This is a genomic window from Pseudomonas sp. CCI3.1 (genome assembly GCF_034313985.1).
GTDB lineage: Bacteria > Pseudomonadota > Gammaproteobacteria > Pseudomonadales > Pseudomonadaceae > Aquipseudomonas > Aquipseudomonas psychrophila.
The window spans coordinates 2,229,349-2,244,889 of sequence record NZ_JAVIWO010000001.1 but is presented as its reverse complement, the minus strand read 5'-3'; the positions used below and the strand labels follow the sequence as shown (position 1 = coordinate 2,244,889).

The following is a 15,541-nucleotide window of genomic DNA, read 5'->3' as shown; positions in this document are numbered from 1 at the left end:
ATTAATCTAATCCGGGGTGATGTCCTACAGACATTACTGCACGTTAGTCCATAAATGCTTGATCTGAGCCATGCGGATGCGTACCTTTGCCCGCTTTTCTTGCACAACCCCCCCTGGAGAGCGTCATGTCTGCTGATCTCGAGCATATCCGTCAAATCATGCGAGAGGCTGACTGCCTGTACACCGAAGCTGAAGTCGAGGCGGCAATTGCCCGCGTTGGTGCGCACATCACGGCAGAAATGGCCGAGACTAATCCAGTGGTATTTTGTGTGATGAACGGCGGCCTGATTTTTTCCGGCAAGTTGCTCACCCATCTCAAGTTCCCGCTTGAGGCGTCGTACCTGCACGCTACGCGCTACCGCAATGAGACCACTGGCGGCGACCTGTTCTGGAAAGCCAAGCCAGAAGTATCGTTCATCGACCGCCACGTGTTGATCATCGACGACATCCTCGACGAGGGCCACACCCTTAGCGCGATCGTAGAGTTCTGCAAACACGCCGGTGCCCGTCAGGTGCACACCGCGGTATTGATCGACAAGGACCACGACCGCAAGGCACGTCCGGACCTCAAGGCTAACTACGTAGGCTTGCCGTGCATTGACCGTTACATCTTCGGTTATGGTATGGATTACAAAGGTTACTGGCGTAATGCCGCCGGCATTTATGCCGTTAAAGGTATGTAAGAAAGGACGCTGAAGCTTTCTTTCAGAAAGCTTCAGCCCGGCTATACCTCAATGAGTGTGCTGACATGCTGGCTATTTTCCTTCAGACGCTCACGATAACCGCTCCCGTATTTGCCATGCTTTTTCTAGGCGTGGTGCTCAAGCGCGTGGGCTGGATCAATGACAACTTTATCCACACAGCGTCGGCACTGGTGTTTAACGTCACCATGCCGACGTTGTTGTTTCTGGGTATTTTGCATGCCGATCTCAGAGCGGCCTTGCAGCCCAAGGTGCTGGGTTATTTTGTCGTGGCGACCCTTGCAAGCTTTGCGCTTGCCTGGGGATGGGCGATCTGGCGTTGCCCCCGTGTGGATCGCGGGATCTACACCCAGGGCGCGTTTCGCGGGAACAACGGGGTTGTTGGCCTGGCCCTGGCGGCCAGCATGTACGGCGACTACGGGATTTCTCTGGGCGCGGTACTCGCCGGTCTGGTGATTCTGCTCTACAACACCTTGTCGACCATCGTCTTGGCGGTATACAGCCCGGTGATCAAGTCCGACCCGTGGAGTATTTGTAAGAGTGTGGTCAAGAACCCGCTGATCATCAGCGTACTGGCGGCGGTCCCTTTTGCCGTCTTCAAGATTGGTTTGCCCGGCTGGTTGCTCGCATCGGGTGGCTACCTGGCGGCGATGACCTTGCCGCTGGCGCTGATCTGTATCGGCGGCACACTGTCGCTGGCAAGTTTGCGCAAAAGTGGCGATATGGCACTGAGCGCCAGCCTGGTGAAAATGGTCAGCATGCCGTTGCTGGCCACCCTGGGGGCCTGGTTTTGTGGCTTTCGCGGGCCGGAATTGGGGATTTTGTTTCTTTATTTTGCCAGCCCGACGGCCGCTGCCAGTTATGTCATGGCGCGGGCGGCCAACGGTAATCACGAACTGGCGGCCGCAATTATCGTGATCACCACGTTGATGGCCGCCATCACGACCAATATCGGGATTTTTGTGTTGCAGTGGGGCGGCTGGATTTAGCGACTGCAGGCTCAGTGCTGTCGGCGCCAGGCGCGCAAGGTACTGAACAGCAGGAACACCAGCAGCGCCGGCAAGATAAAATACAGCATCAGGTGTTCAAGCTTGCCGGCCAAAGGCATGCCGGTTGTGAAGGACACCACGTGCAGCCCATAGGCCAGGTACAGCCCCAGAAACAGCAAGCCCTCACCTCGGGTCACACGGTAGCCCGTGTAGAACACGGGCAGGCACAGCGCCGCAACACCCAGCATTACCGGCAAGTCGAACGCCAGGGCATTGGGGGAGACTGACAAGGGCGCCGGAGCTATCAGTGCGGTCAGGCCCAGTACCCCCAACAGGCTGAAGACATTACTGCCAATCACATTGCCGACAGCGATTTCACGCTGCCCGCGAAATGCTGCGATCAAGGAGGTGGCCAGTTCCGGTAGTGAGGTGCTGACCGCAATGATAGTCAGCCCGATAATCCGCTCCGACAGTCCCAGTTCCGTGGCAACCGTGACTGCCGCGCCCAGTAGCAGGTGCCCTGCAGCCCCGAGCAGGATCAGGGCCGCCAGCATTAACAGGATGTTGTGCAGCCAGGGGGTAGGCGGGTGCTCATGGCTGTTGTGATGATGGCCGCTGTGACGTGATTGGCGCAGAAGCAGGGCCAGGTAGACCAACAGGCCGCACAACAGGACAGCTCCGTCCATGCGATCGAGCTGTTTGTTCAGTGCCAGGGCAAACACCAGGGCGCTTGCGAGGATCATCAGGGGGATGTCCAGGCGCACCAGTTGGCGGGATACGCGCAGGGGTATGATCAGCGCCGAAAGCCCCAGGGTGACCAGGATGTTGAAAATATTGCTGCCGATCACACTGCCCACGGCTATGTCCGAGGTGTCATTGAGCGCGGCCTGCAGGCTGACGGTCATCTGCGGGGCACTGCTGCCCAGTGCGACCACGGTCAAGCCGATCAGCAACGGGCGCACTTTCATGTTGGCGGCCATGCGCACGGCGCAACGCACCAGCAATTCGGCCCCAGCAATCAGCATGACGAGGCCGCAGAGCAATTGCAGCAGGTTCCATGGTGATAGCGCGCTTAAGCCCAAAATGGCGGCAACTCCCTCATTTAATCACCCAAGCCCTGAACCCGGACCTTGGCGGTGCCGGTGCGCAGCATACCCAGCTGCTGGGCGGCCTTGCGCGAAACATCAATCAAACGCCCGCGTGTGTGCGGTCCGCGATCATTGATGCGTACCACAACAGATTTGTCGTTGCTCAGATTGGTGACCAGTACCCGCGTCCCGAATGGCAGGGCGGGGTGGGCGGCGGTAAGGGCATTCTGGTCGAAAGGTTCACCGCTGGCGGTTCGCTTGCCGTGATGGCGAGCACCGTAATAAGAGGCTATGCCTGTTTTGTCATAGCCACGAGGGTCTATGTCATGGCTGGCACAGCCAGCGAGCAAGCCGAGCAGGGCGCAGGCGCCGAGTAGCCGCTTCATGGGGTAGTCCTTATGTTGCGGGAAAAAAACCACAAAACCCTGTGGGAGCGGGCTTGCTCGCGATGCGGGCGGCGCGGTGTTTCTGTAAGGTCCGCATCGATCTCATCGCGAGCAAGCCCGCTCCCACAGTTGAGTGGTTTAGCCTTCGAGTTTGCTTTTGAGCAGCTCGTTGACCTGTTGCGGGTTGGCTTTGCCTTTGGAGGCTTTCATCGCCTGGCCCACAAAGAAGCCGAACATCTTGCCGCGCTTGGCTTCGTCTGCCGCACGGTACTGCTCGACTTGCTCAGCGTTCGCCGCCAGTACTTCATCCAGCACCTTTTCAATGGCGCCGCTGTCGGTCACTTGCTTGAGGCCGCGCTTCTCGATGACCTCGTCTGCACTGCCTTCACCATTGGCCATCGCTTCGAGCACAACCTTGGCAATTTTGCCGGAGATAGTGTTGTCCTTGATGCGCTGCAGCATGCCGCCCAGTTGGTCAGCGGTGACCGGTGACTGGTCGATGTCCAGGCCTTGTTTGTTGAGCAGGCTGCCCAACTCGACCATCACCCAGTTGGCTGCCAGCTTGGCGTCGCCACTGATGCTCACGACTTTTTCGAAGTAGTCCGCTTGCTCGCGGCTCGAGGCCAGGACGCTGGCGTCGTAGGCCGATAGGCCGAATTGCGACTGGAAGCGTTCGCGCTTTTGCGGCGGCAGTTCCGGCAGGGTGGCGCGCACGTCTTCGATAAACGAATCTTCGATCACCACCGGCAGCAGGTCAGGGTCGGGGAAGTAACGGTAGTCGTTGGCTTCCTCCTTGCTGCGCATGGCGCGGGTTTCGTCCTTGTTCGGATCGTACAGGCGGGTCTGTTGAATGACCTTGCCGCCGTCTTCGATCAGCTCGATCTGGCGTTGGATTTCGCTGTTGATCGCCTTCTCGATAAAACGGAACGAGTTGACGTTCTTGATCTCGCAGCGAGTACCGAACTCGGCCTGGCCGACCGGGCGAATCGATACGTTGCAATCGCAACGCAGGGAGCCTTCAGCCATGTTGCCGTCGCAAATACCCAAGTAACGCACCAGCGCGTGCATCGCCTTGACGTAGGCCACGGCCTCTTTGGCACTGCGCATGTCCGGTTCGGAAACGATTTCAAGCAACGGTGTGCCAGCACGGTTCAGGTCGATGCCGGTGGAGCCGCTAAAGTCTTCGTGCAGGCTTTTGCCGGCGTCTTCTTCCAGGTGGGCACGGGTGATGCCGACACGTTTTACGGTGCCATCTTCCAGGGTGATGTCCAGGTGGCCCTTGCCGACAATTGGCAGTTCCATCTGGCTGATCTGGTAGCCCTTGGGCAGGTCCGGGTAGAAGTAGTTCTTACGGGCAAACACGTTGTGCTGAACGATTTCGGCATCAACGGCTACACCGAACATGACCGCCATACGCACGGCTTCCTGGTTCAGTACGGGCAGTACGCCGGGCATGCCCAGGTCAACCAGGCTTGCCTGGGTGTTCGGTTCTGCGCCAAAGGTGGTGGCGCTACCGGAGAAAATCTTTGATTGGGTGGCGAGCTGGGAGTGAATTTCCAGCCCGATCACAACTTCCCATTGCATATGTTTCTCCTCAGAAGCCGGCAGGTGAGCGCGTGTGCCAGTCAGTGTTGAGCTGATACTGGTGAGCGACGTTGAGCAGGCGGCCTTCCTGGAAATAAGGCGCAAGCAACTGCACGCCTACGGGCAAGCCATCGACAAAACCGGCTGGCATCGACAGGCCTGGCAGACCTGCGAGGTTGGCGGTAATGGTATAGACGTCTTCCAGATAGGCAGAAACCGGGTCGCTGTTTTTAGCGCCGATTTTCCAGGCCGGGTTAGGCGTGGTTGGACCGAGGATGATGTCGACTTCGTTGAATGCGGTCATGAAGTCATTTTTGATCAGGCGGCGGATTTTTTGCGCTTGCAGGTAGTAAGCGTCGTAGTAACCCGCCGACAGGGCGTAGGCACCGACCAGAATCCGGCGCTGTACTTCCGGGCCAAAGCCTTCGGCGCGCGAGCGCTTGTACAGGTCAGTGAGGTCTTTCGGGTCTTCGCAGCGATGGCCGAAGCGCACACCGTCAAAACGCGACAGGTTGGACGAAGCCTCTGCTGGCGCGATCACGTAGTACGCCGGAATGGCGTGCTGCATGTTCGGCAGGCTGATGGGTTTGATCACGGCACCGAGCTTTTCAAGTGCCTTGATGCTGTTGTGAACCAGCTCTGCAATGCGCGCGTCGAGACCTTCGCTGAAGAACTCTTTTGGCACGCCGATGCGCAGGCCTTGCAGCGAACCATTAAGGTTGGCGCTGAAGTCCGGTACGGGTTCGTCGATGCTGGTGGAGTCTTGCGGGTCGAAGCCGGCCATGCCTTGCAGCAGGATGGCGCAGTCTTCGGCAGTGCGCGCCAATGGGCCGCCCTGATCGAGGCTGGAGGCGTAAGCGATCATGCCCCAGCGCGAAACACGACCGTATGTCGGTTTCAGGCCGGTAAGGTTGGTCAGGGCTGCCGGCTGTCGGATAGATCCGCCCGTGTCGGTGCCTGTTGCTGCAGGGAGCAGGCGAGCGGCAACAGCAGCGGCAGAACCGCCCGACGAACCACCCGGTACGTGCTCAAGATTCCACGGGTTTTTAACTGCGCCGTAGTAGCTCGACTCGTTGGCCGACCCCATGGCGAATTCGTCCATGTTGGTCTTGCCCAGGGACACAGCGCCTGCAGCCGCCAGCTTGGCAACGACAGTGGCGTCGTAGGGAGCCTTGAAGTTGTCGAGCATTTTGGAACCGCAGCTGGTGCGTACGCCCAGGGTGCAGAACAGGTCCTTGTGACCGATCGGTGCGCCCAGCAGGGCACCGGTTTCACCGTTGGCGCGACGTACGTCGGCAGCCTTGGCCTGCTCTAGAGCAAGGTCTTCGGTGAGGGTGATGAAACTGTTGAGCTGAGGATCGAGCTGGGCGATACGCGCCAGCAGGGTCTTGGTCAGCTCTTCGGAAGAAAACTTTTTATCGGCGAGTCCGCGGGCGATCTCGGCCAGAGTCAATTGATGCATGCAGGCTCTTTCCCTTTACTCGATGACTTTCGGAACCAGATAGAGGCCGTTTTCGACCGCTGGAGCGATGGACTGATAAGCCTCGCGATGATTGCTTTCAGTCACGACGTCTGCACGCAAGCGCTGGCTGGCTTCCAGGGGGTGAGCCATTGGCTCGATACCTGTAGTGTCGACAGCCTGCATCTGATCAATCAGCCCCAAAATGCTGTTAAGGGCTTCGGTGGTGCGTGGAATATCGGCATCATTGAGGCCAAGACGGGCCAAATGAGCGATTTTTTCCACGTCGGAGCGGTCTAGCGCCATGGGATTCTCCAGTGGAAAACAGGACGGATGCTATCCGTGTGTTAGATTGTCGGAACACTACCGCATTTCTACGGTCATATGGCCGCGATTGTGGGAGTTGGTGCTCAGAAAAGCGCCCAATTTAACATATTGGCGCCTTGCCCAAAATCCCTGTCGTTGTTAGAGTTTGCCGCACTTTTTTACCCACGCGTTGCCTAGGGTCCCTTTCCCATGTTCAAGAAACTGCGTGGCATGTTTTCCAGCGATCTTTCCATCGACCTGGGCACTGCCAACACCCTTATTTACGTGCGTGAGCGCGGTATCGTCCTGAATGAGCCATCGGTTGTGGCTATTCGGACACACGGTAACCAGAAAAGTGTCGTTGCCGTTGGCACCGAGGCCAAGCGTATGCTCGGCCGTACACCGGGCAACATTGCTGCCATTCGTCCGATGAAGGACGGCGTTATTGCCGATTTCAGCGTTTGCGAAAAAATGCTGCAGTACTTCATCAACAAGGTGCATGAAAACAGCTTCCTGCAACCTAGCCCTCGCGTACTGATCTGTGTCCCTTGCAAGTCGACTCAGGTAGAGCGTCGCGCCATTCGTGAATCGGCACTCGGCGCGGGCGCCCGTGAAGTGTTCCTGATCGAAGAGCCAATGGCTGCTGCCATCGGTGCTGGCCTGCCGGTTGAAGAAGCTCGCGGCTCGATGGTTGTCGATATCGGTGGTGGTACCACTGAAATCGCGCTGATCTCCCTGAATGGTGTGGTTTATGCCGAATCCGTAAGGGTTGGCGGCGACCGTTTCGACGAAGCGATCATCACTTATGTGCGTCGTAACTACGGCAGCCTGATTGGTGAATCGACGGCCGAGCGCATCAAGACTGAAATCGGTACTGCCTTCCCGGGTGGCGAAGTACGTGAAGTCGACGTACGCGGCCGTAACCTGGCAGAAGGTGTTCCTCGTGCCTTCACCTTGAACTCCAATGAAGTGCTTGAGGCTCTGCAAGAGTCGCTGGCAACCATCGTTCAGGCAGTGAAAAGCGCGCTGGAGCAGTCTCCGCCAGAGCTGGCTTCGGATATCGCCGAGCGTGGTCTGGTACTGACCGGTGGTGGCGCCTTGCTGCGTGACCTCGACAAGCTGCTGGCACAGGAAACCGGTCTGCCGGTGATTGTTGCCGAAGACCCGCTGACCTGCGTTGCGCGTGGCGGTGGCCGTGCGCTGGAAATGATGGATAAACACACAATGGACCTGCTCTCCAGCGAATAAGATCGCGTGGTGCAGTCCTTTGGTTATCACCAGAAGGTAGCACTTTGCAGTGCTGCCTTTTGGCGTTTATCTTCTGTCAATCTTCATCCAGGCCGCTTGAAGCCGTATGAATAAATTGAACACTTGCCCGGGAGGAGCGGCCTATTAAACCGCTCTTTTCCAAAGGCCCGTCATTGGGCGTGCGCTTTCTGGTGCTGGTCGTGCTATCCGTCACGCTGATGGTAGTGGACGCTCGCTTCACGTTGCTCAAGCCTGTGCGCAGTCAAATGTCGCTGGTGCTGATGCAGTCCTACTGGATCACCGATTTGCCGCAGCGATTGTGGCAGGGCGTGGCCAGTCAGTTCGGCAGCCGTACCGAGCTTGTGGCTGAAAACGAGAAACTCAAAACCGAAAACCTTCTGCTTCAAGGCCGCATGCAAAAGCTGGCCGCCTTGACCGAGCAGAACGTTCGCCTGCGCGAGTTGTTGAACTCCTCTGCGCTGGTCAATGAAAAGGTGGAAGTGGCCGAGTTGATCGGCATGGACCCTAACCCCTTTACCCATCGCATCATCATCAACAAGGGTGAGCGCGACGGCGTGGTGCTGGGTCAGCCTGTGCTCGACGCACGGGGCTTGATGGGGCAGGTGGTTGAGTTGATGCCCTACACCTCCCGTGTACTGTTGCTCACCGATACCACCCACAGCATTCCGGTGCAGGTAAACCGTAATGGCCTGCGTGCGATTGCCAGCGGTACGGGCAACCCCGAGCGTCTGGAATTGCGTCATGTGGCCGACACTGCGGACATCAAAGTGGGCGACCTGCTGGTCAGTTCGGGCCTGGGGCAGCGTTTCCCGGCCGGTTATCCGGTGGCTACGGTCAAAGAAGTGATCCACGACTCGGGTCAGCCTTTTGCCATTGTGCGTGCGGTTCCCACGGCGGCATTAAATCGCAGTCGCTACCTGCTACTGGTGTTCAGCGATAGTCGAACCCCTGAAGAGCGGGCCAACGATGCGGCCCAGGCCCAGGAAGCTGAGCAAAGCGGTGAAGCGCCCGCGATCGTTCCGACGACGGTGCCCAAGCCGGCCCTGCCTGCATCGACCGCAGTACCCGTTGCACCGGCCGCTGCACCCGCCGCACCAGCGGCTGTGGTCACCGATCCCAAGGCCGTGAAAAAACCTGCGCCAGTTGCAACCCCCGCCGCAGCCAGGACGCCTGCCGCTGTGCCGGCCACTACACGGGAGAGGCAATAATGGCGAATACGCGTTCGAGCAATGGCTGGCTGATCTGGCTGACGTTTGCCATCGGCTTGTTGCTCAGCATTTCACCGATGCCGCAATTCATGGAAATCCTGCGCCCGCTCTGGCTGGCCCTGTTGTTGGCCTTTTGGGCTTTATACATGCCGCATAAAGTGGGTATGGTTACTGCGTTTTGCCTGGGCCTGGCCGAAGACGTGCTGTACGGCACGTTGTTGGGGCAGAACGCCCTGACCCTGACACTGATCACCTTCTTGGTGTTGTCACTTCAGCAACGCCTGCGGGTGTTCCCGATGTGGCAGCAATGCCTGGTGCTTCTGGTGATTTTCGGTCTGGCCCAGCTTGCCCAGTTGTGGCTCAGTGCATTGACCGGGAACCGTCAGCCAACCCTGGCGCTGGTGTTGCCCGCGTTGGTCAGCGCCTTGTTGTGGCCCTGGATCAGTTACGGGCTTCGTGGGCTGTGCCGACGTTTTAAAATCAATTAACGGGATACGAGCCATTTCCTGGTTTGTGCACTTCGACAGGGAGATGTCTTGATGACTTCGCTTTATCTGGCCTCTGGCTCACCACGCCGACGAGAACTACTGACTCAAATCGGCGTGCCGTTCAAAACGGTCAGCGCGGCCATTGATGAAACTCCCCTCCAGAATGAGCCCCCTGTGGCCTATGTCGAGCGCCTGGCGCGCGAAAAGGCCCGGGCTGGTCGCCAACAACTGCTGACCACACTGCCGGACAGCGCGTTTTGCGTGCTGGGCGCCGACACTGCCGTGGTTCTTGATGACTGCATTCTTGGCAAGCCGGTCGACGAGGCCGATGCCTTGGCTATGCTCATGGCGCTGTCTGGTCGGGAGCATGAAGTGTTGACCTCCATCGCAATCATCGACGCCGATCGCTGTGAAACCCGAGTGGTCAGCAGCCGCGTGCGCTTTCGACACATCAGCAAACAAGAAGCCAAACTGTATTGGGCCAGTGGTGAACCGCAGGATAAAGCCGGTGGTTACGCCATTCAGGGGTTGGCCGCGGTGTTCGTGGCGGGGCTCAATGGCAGTTATTCTGCCGTTGTGGGCCTGCCTGTGTGCGAAACCGCAGAACTGCTCGGGCATTTCGGCATACCCTGTTGGCAAAACCTTACCGTGCGCTGAATACCGCACCTACGAGACGTGGCACTACTGTGATGACGCCTGAACGAGACCCAGCCATGAGTGAAGAGATCCTGATCAACATCACGCCGATGGAATCGCGCGTGGCGGTGGTAGAGAACGGTGTTCTGCAAGAGGTGCATGTCGAACGTACCCAGCGCCGGGGTATTGTGGGCAATATCTACAAGGGCAAGATTGTCAGGGTTTTACCCGGCATGCAGGCCGCCTTTGTTGATATCGGTCTGGATCGCGCTGCTTTTATCCATGCTTCAGAAATTTCCCTGCGCGAAGGCCAGGCCGTCGAAAGCATCAGCACACTGGTGCACGAAGGCCAGAGCCTGGTGGTGCAAGTCACCAAAGACCCGATTGCTTCCAAAGGTGCGCGTCTAACCACTCAGCTGTCGATTCCGTCACGCTACCTGGTGTACATGCCGCGCACTGCCCATGTCGGCATTTCGCTGAAGATCGAAGACGAAGCCGAGCGTGAGCGCCTCAAACAGGTGGTCAGCGACTGCGTTGCCAAAGAAGGCATCAAGGAAACCGGTGGTTTTATCCTGCGTACGGCGGCCGAGGGTGCCGGGGCGGATGAAATCCTGATGGACATTCGATACCTGCGCCGCTTGTGGGACCAGATCGAAGCTCAGATCAAAACCGTTGGCGCGCCGACGGTGATCTACGAGGACTTGGGGCTGGCACTGCGCACACTGCGAGACCTCGTGAGCCCCAAGATCGAGAAAATCCGTATTGACTCGCGCGAGACCTTCCAGAAAACCACGCAGTTTGTTGCCGAGCTGATGCCGGAAATTGCCGACCGCCTTGAGCATTATCCGGGCGAGCGGCCGATTTTTGATTTGTATGGTGTCGAAGACGAGATCCAGAAAGCCCTGGACCGAAAGGTGCCGCTCAAGTCCGGCGGTTATCTGGTGGTCGATCCTGCTGAAGCCATGACCACCATTGACGTCAATACCGGTGCGTTCGTGGGCCATCGAAACCTTGAAGAAACCATCTTCAAGACCAACCTCGAAGCGGCCACCGCCATTGCCCGGCAACTGCGCCTGCGTAATCTGGGCGGGATCATCATTATCGACTTCATCGACATGGAAGATGAAGAGCATCAGCGCCAGGTGTTGCGCACCCTCGAAAAACAGCTCGAACGTGATCACGCCAAAACCAACATCATCGGGATTACCGAGCTGGGCCTGGTGCAGATGACCCGCAAACGCACCCGTGAGAGCCTGGAACAGGTCTTGTGCGAGCCGTGTGTGTGCTGTCAGGGCCGTGGCAAGTTGAAAACCCCTGAAACCATCTGCTATGAAATCTTCCGTGAAATCCTGCGCGAGGCGCGTGCCTATCAGGCAACGGGTTATCGGGTACTGGCCAACCAGAAAGTGGTCGATCGTTTGCTGGACGAAGAGTCGGGTAACGTTGCTGAGCTTGAAGGGTTTATCGGGCGTACGATTCGTTTTCAGGTCGAAACCATGTATTCCCAGGAACAATACGACGTGGTGCTGCTCTGAAGTATCAGGCGTCATATAGCGTTTTAAAGGGGCTGAATCCGGCCCCTTCGATTACTACTGAAGGGGCCACATGACATGGAGCGTCTGACACGCTTTTTTGCCGCGCTGACCCGTTGGGGGTTGGGTCTGTGCGCCCTGGTTTTGGTGCTGACGGCGCTGTACGTCAGCCTGGGCCGAGAACTCACCCCCCTGATTGCTGAATACCGCGTAGAAGTGCAGAACAAGGCCCGCGAAACTTTGGGGATGCCATTGACCATCGGTAGCCTTGAAGGCCGCTGGAGTGTCATGGCGCCGGTGTTGCTGGCACACGACGTGATGATCGGCGAGGGCAACAGTGCCCTGCGTCTGGATGAAGTGCAGGTGGTGCCCGACGTGTGGGCCAGCCTGTTGAACCGTGACATCCGCATCGCCCGCGTACAACTCAACGGCCTGCAACTGAGCCTGCGCCAGGACGAGAGTGGTCACTGGAGCCTTGAAGGGCTGCCAGTGCAGGATGATCAGCCGCTGGATCCCGAGCAGTTGCTCAAGCAGTTGCAGCACGTGGCGCAGTTGTCGGTGCTCGACAGCCAGGTGACCCTTGAACCCTATAAACAAGCTCCGCTGACCCTGACCTATGTAGGGCTTACGCTGGACGTTGGCCCCTCGGATCAGCGTCTCGATGCGCGCCTGACCCTGCCCGATGGCCAGCCAGTCGCGCTGAGCCTCAAGACCCAGGTCCAGGCCAGTCGCTGGCGTGATGGCGCGGCCCAGGCCTACGTGAGCCTGCCGCAAAGTGATTGGGCCAAATGGCTGCCAGCCTCACTGATTGCACCCTGGAAAGTCTCTGAGCTGAAGGCGGGCGGCGAACTCTGGTTCAACTGGGGCCAGGGCTCGGTACAGAGCGCGGTAGCGCGTTTGAATGCGCCAAAACTGAAAGGTGCCTACGCCGACCGCAAACCTGAAACCATCGAGAACCTGGCCCTGCATGCCTGGGCCGAACGGGGTAAGCAAGGTTTCAATGTGGTGCTCGATTCATTGGCCATGAATTTGGACAAGACCCGCTGGGAAACCCGCCTGCAACTGCAGCAGTTTGCGGCCTCCGACAAGGAGCAGGAGCGCTGGCATTTACAGGCCGACCGCCTGGACCTGACCCCGATCACGCCATTGCTCGACTCCCTGGCACCCTGGCCGGACGGTGTGGCCAAGGTTATTGACCAACTCAAGGTCACGGGTACGCTGCGCAATGTGCTGGCTGATTACCGCCCACAGGCGAGCGATGATCAAAAACTCAGCTTCGCGGCGAATCTGGAGCAGGTCGGCTTTAACGCTACCCACGGCGCCCCGGCTGCACGCAATGTCAGCGGCTTGATCAGCGGCGACCTGGGCAAGGGCGAACTGCGGCTCGACAGCAAGGATTTCATGCTGCATCTGGACCCGATCTTCGCCAAACCCTGGCAGTACCAGCAAGCCAACGCCTTGCTGACCTGGACGTTGAACAAGGACAGCTTCACCCTGATCGCGCCGTACATCAAAGTGCTGGGCGAAGAGGGCAAGATCGCGGCGGACTTTTTGATCCGTATCCACCTCGACCATTCCCAAGAAGACTACATGGACCTGAGGGTCGGCCTCACGGAGGGTGATGGCAGTTTCACCCCCAAATACCTGCCCGAAGTGTTGAGCCCGGCACTGACCGAATGGTTGAGTACGGCAATCATAAAGGGCGCGGTCGAAGAGGGCTTCTTCCAGTACCAAGGTTCTCTGAGCCACGATGCCGTTGCGGCTGCGCGCAATATCAGCCTGTTTTTTAAAGTGCATGGCGCCGAACTGGCGTTCCAGCCCGGCTGGCCCCATGTGCGTAACGTCTCGGGTGATGTGTTTATCGAAGACAGTGGCGTACGCATCATGGCCAGCAAGGGCCAGTTGCTCGACACTCAGGTTCGTAACGTTGCGGTCAGAATTCCCCATGTACCCAGCGGTAAGGTCAGCCATCTGTTTTTGGACGGCGACTTTGAGGGCGGGCTGGGTGACGGCCTGAAAATTCTTCAGGAGGCGCCCATTGGCACCGCTGAAACTTTTGCTGGCTGGCAGGGAGAGGGCTCGCTCAAAGGCCGCGTCGACCTGGATATCCCTCTGGAGAAAGGCGTTGAGCCTAAAATTCTGGTGGATTTCAACACCGATAAGGCGCGCCTGAAAATCAGCGATCCCGAGTTTGAACTGACTCAGCTCAAAGGCAGCTTTCGCTTTGACAGTTCCAAGGGACTGACCGGTAAGGGCATCAGCGCCCGTGCTTTTGATCGTCCGGTTACGGCGCAGATTTTTGCCGACGGCAAGCCCGGCCGCCTCAGCACCCGGGTCGTGGCCAGCGGTCAAGTGGGGGTCAAAAAGCTCACGGACTGGCTCAAGTTCAATCAGCCGATCCCGGTGACGGGTGACTTGCCCTATCAATTGCAACTCACCCTGGACGGCGCCGACAGCCAGCTACGCGTCAGCTCCAGTCTCAAAGGCGCAGTGGTGGACTTGCCTGCGCCTTTTGGTCTGGCAGCCAATGAAAGCCGCAACAGTGTGTTTCGCATGACCCTGCAAGGTGCCGAGCGTCGTTACTGGTTTGATTACGGTGACCTCGCCAACCTGACCTTTGCCGCTCCCAACGGCAAGTTTGAAGACGGACGCGGTGAGCTGTTTCTGGGTGATGGCGATCCGATATTGCCTGCGACCAAAGGCCTGAGAATTCGTGGCGTACTGTCGGAACTGGACGTGGCCCCGTGGCAGGCGCTGGTCGAGCGCTATGCAGGCAAGGATCCGGGGGGCAGTGCCAAACAAATGCTCAGCAGTGCGGACTTTAAAGTCGGCAAGTTGATTGCCTTCGGCACCCAGCTGGACAAGGCTCGCCTGGTCATGAAGCGCAACGCGGCATCCTGGGCGCTGCAAATCGACAGTAAACAGGCCATCGGTGCAGTGACTTTGCCGGATGCCAAAAACGCCCCGATTGTGGTCACGATGCAGAGCATCAGATTGCCTGCTCCCGATCCAAAGGCCGTGGCTGACGAAAATGCCCCCGACCCACTGGCCACGGTTGATCCGCGAAAAATTCCGGCACTGGACATCATTATTCGTCAGCTCTACCAGGGGCCAGACCTGCTCGGCGCCTGGTCACTCAAGGTGCGGCCCACCAGTCGGGGCATCAGCCTGAGCAACTTGAACCTTGGGCTCAAGGGCATGCTGCTCGAAGGCGCCGGCGGCTGGGAAGGCGTCGCCGGTAACAGCAAGAGCTGGTATCAGGGCCGTCTGGGCGGAGGGAATTTGGCCGATGTACTCAAGAGCTGGGGCTTTGCGCCGAGCGTGACCAGCGACAACTTTCACGTCGACATAGATGGTAACTGGCCCGGTTCACCTGCCTGGATCGGTCTCAAGCGCTTCTCCGGCACCCTGGACGCTTCGCTCAATAAAGGCCAGTTTGTGGAGGTCGATGGCAGCGCCCAAGTACTGCGCATTTTTGGCCTTCTGAACTTCAATGCCATTGGCCGTCGACTGCGCCTGGACTTCTCCGACCTGTTCGGCAAGGGGCTGAGTTATGACCGGGTCAAGGGCGTGCTCAATGCCAGCAGCGGCGTCTACACCACCAGCAAGCCGATCCGGATGACCGGGCCGTCCACCAACCTGGAGCTTAATGGCACGTTGAATATGATCACTGACCAGGTCAATGCCAAGTTGCTGGTGACGTTACCAGTGACCAACAACCTGCCCCTTGCCGCATTGTTGGTGGGTGGGCCGGCAGCGGGTGGGGCTATGTTCTTGCTCAACAAGCTGATTGGTGATCAGGTGTCGCGATTCGCCAGCGTGCAGTACAGCATTCAAGGCCAGTGGAATGATCCCAAGATTACCTTCGACAAGCCTTTTGAGAAAAACTAGGAGC

Annotated in this window: 13 protein-coding genes; 8 read left to right on the top strand and 5 right to left on the bottom strand. The window is 58.4% G+C overall.

Annotated elements, in window-relative coordinates:
- Positions 1-125 precede the first annotated feature (125 nt).
- Both RGV06_RS10340 and RGV06_RS10335 read left to right on the top strand, forming a co-directional pair.
- Positions 126-683, top strand: a complete 558-nt coding sequence (locus RGV06_RS10340; RefSeq protein ID WP_019825077.1) for a hypoxanthine-guanine phosphoribosyltransferase — start codon at positions 126-128, stop codon at positions 681-683.
- Between the two features lie 65 nt (positions 684-748).
- Positions 749-1,690: an AEC family transporter gene (locus tag RGV06_RS10335; RefSeq protein ID WP_019825075.1), complete on the top strand. Its 942-nt coding sequence runs from the start codon at positions 749-751 to the stop codon at positions 1,688-1,690.
- A gap of 11 nt (positions 1,691-1,701) precedes the next feature.
- Here RGV06_RS10335 and RGV06_RS10330 read toward each other — a convergent pair whose 3' ends face one another.
- The 5 genes from RGV06_RS10330 to gatC form a co-directional block, all read right to left on the bottom strand.
- On the bottom strand, positions 1,702-2,742 hold the full coding sequence (locus RGV06_RS10330) for a calcium/sodium antiporter (protein ID WP_046809111.1): 1,041 nt from the start codon (positions 2,740-2,742) through the stop codon (positions 1,702-1,704).
- 50 nt (positions 2,743-2,792) lie between these two features.
- Complete coding sequence (locus RGV06_RS10325) at positions 2,793-3,164, bottom strand: septal ring lytic transglycosylase RlpA family protein (RefSeq protein WP_019825071.1); 372 nt, start codon at positions 3,162-3,164, stop codon at positions 2,793-2,795.
- 138 nt (positions 3,165-3,302) lie between these two features.
- Positions 3,303-4,748, bottom strand: coding sequence for an Asp-tRNA(Asn)/Glu-tRNA(Gln) amidotransferase subunit GatB (gatB, locus tag RGV06_RS10320; RefSeq protein WP_019825069.1), 1,446 nt, complete (start codon positions 4,746-4,748; stop codon positions 3,303-3,305).
- A 10-nt stretch (positions 4,749-4,758) separates the two neighbouring features.
- Positions 4,759-6,210 carry an Asp-tRNA(Asn)/Glu-tRNA(Gln) amidotransferase subunit GatA gene (gene gatA, locus RGV06_RS10315; protein ID WP_019825067.1) on the bottom strand — a complete coding sequence of 484 codons (1,452 nt, stop codon included), beginning with the start codon at positions 6,208-6,210 and terminating at the stop codon, positions 4,759-4,761.
- 15 nt (positions 6,211-6,225) lie between these two features.
- Positions 6,226-6,513, bottom strand: a complete 288-nt coding sequence (gene gatC / locus RGV06_RS10310; protein ID WP_019825066.1) for an Asp-tRNA(Asn)/Glu-tRNA(Gln) amidotransferase subunit GatC — start codon at positions 6,511-6,513, stop codon at positions 6,226-6,228.
- Positions 6,514-6,723: 210 nt separating this feature from the next.
- Here gatC and mreB point away from each other — a divergent pair, with 210 nt between their 5' ends.
- The 6 genes from mreB to RGV06_RS10280 all read left to right on the top strand — a co-directional run bounded on the left by mreB (position 6,724) and on the right by RGV06_RS10280 (position 15,537).
- Positions 6,724-7,761 carry a rod shape-determining protein MreB gene (gene mreB, locus RGV06_RS10305; protein WP_003439856.1) on the top strand — a complete coding sequence of 346 codons (1,038 nt, stop codon included), beginning with the start codon at positions 6,724-6,726 and terminating at the stop codon, positions 7,759-7,761.
- Positions 7,762-7,904: 143 nt separating this feature from the next.
- The gene (mreC, locus tag RGV06_RS10300; RefSeq protein ID WP_082113370.1) at positions 7,905-8,990 is read left to right on the top strand and encodes a rod shape-determining protein MreC; all 1,086 of its coding nucleotides are present in this window, start codon (positions 7,905-7,907) and stop codon (positions 8,988-8,990) included.
- Entirely contained in the window at positions 8,990-9,478 is a 489-nt protein-coding gene (gene mreD / locus RGV06_RS10295) for a rod shape-determining protein MreD (RefSeq protein ID WP_019825061.1), read from the top strand. Before mreC ends, mreD begins: the two co-directional genes overlap by 1 nt.
- Before the next feature lie 51 nt (positions 9,479-9,529).
- A complete protein-coding gene (locus tag RGV06_RS10290) occupies positions 9,530-10,135 on the top strand; it encodes a Maf family protein (RefSeq protein WP_019825059.1) in 606 nt (201 codons plus the stop codon).
- A 56-nt stretch (positions 10,136-10,191) separates the two neighbouring features.
- Complete coding sequence (rng, locus tag RGV06_RS10285) at positions 10,192-11,649, top strand: ribonuclease G (protein WP_019825058.1); 1,458 nt, start codon at positions 10,192-10,194, stop codon at positions 11,647-11,649.
- Positions 11,650-11,724: 75 nt separating this feature from the next.
- Positions 11,725-15,537 carry a YhdP family protein gene (locus RGV06_RS10280; protein ID WP_322149936.1) on the top strand — a complete coding sequence of 1,271 codons (3,813 nt, stop codon included), beginning with the start codon at positions 11,725-11,727 and terminating at the stop codon, positions 15,535-15,537.
- Positions 15,538-15,541 lie beyond the last annotated feature (4 nt).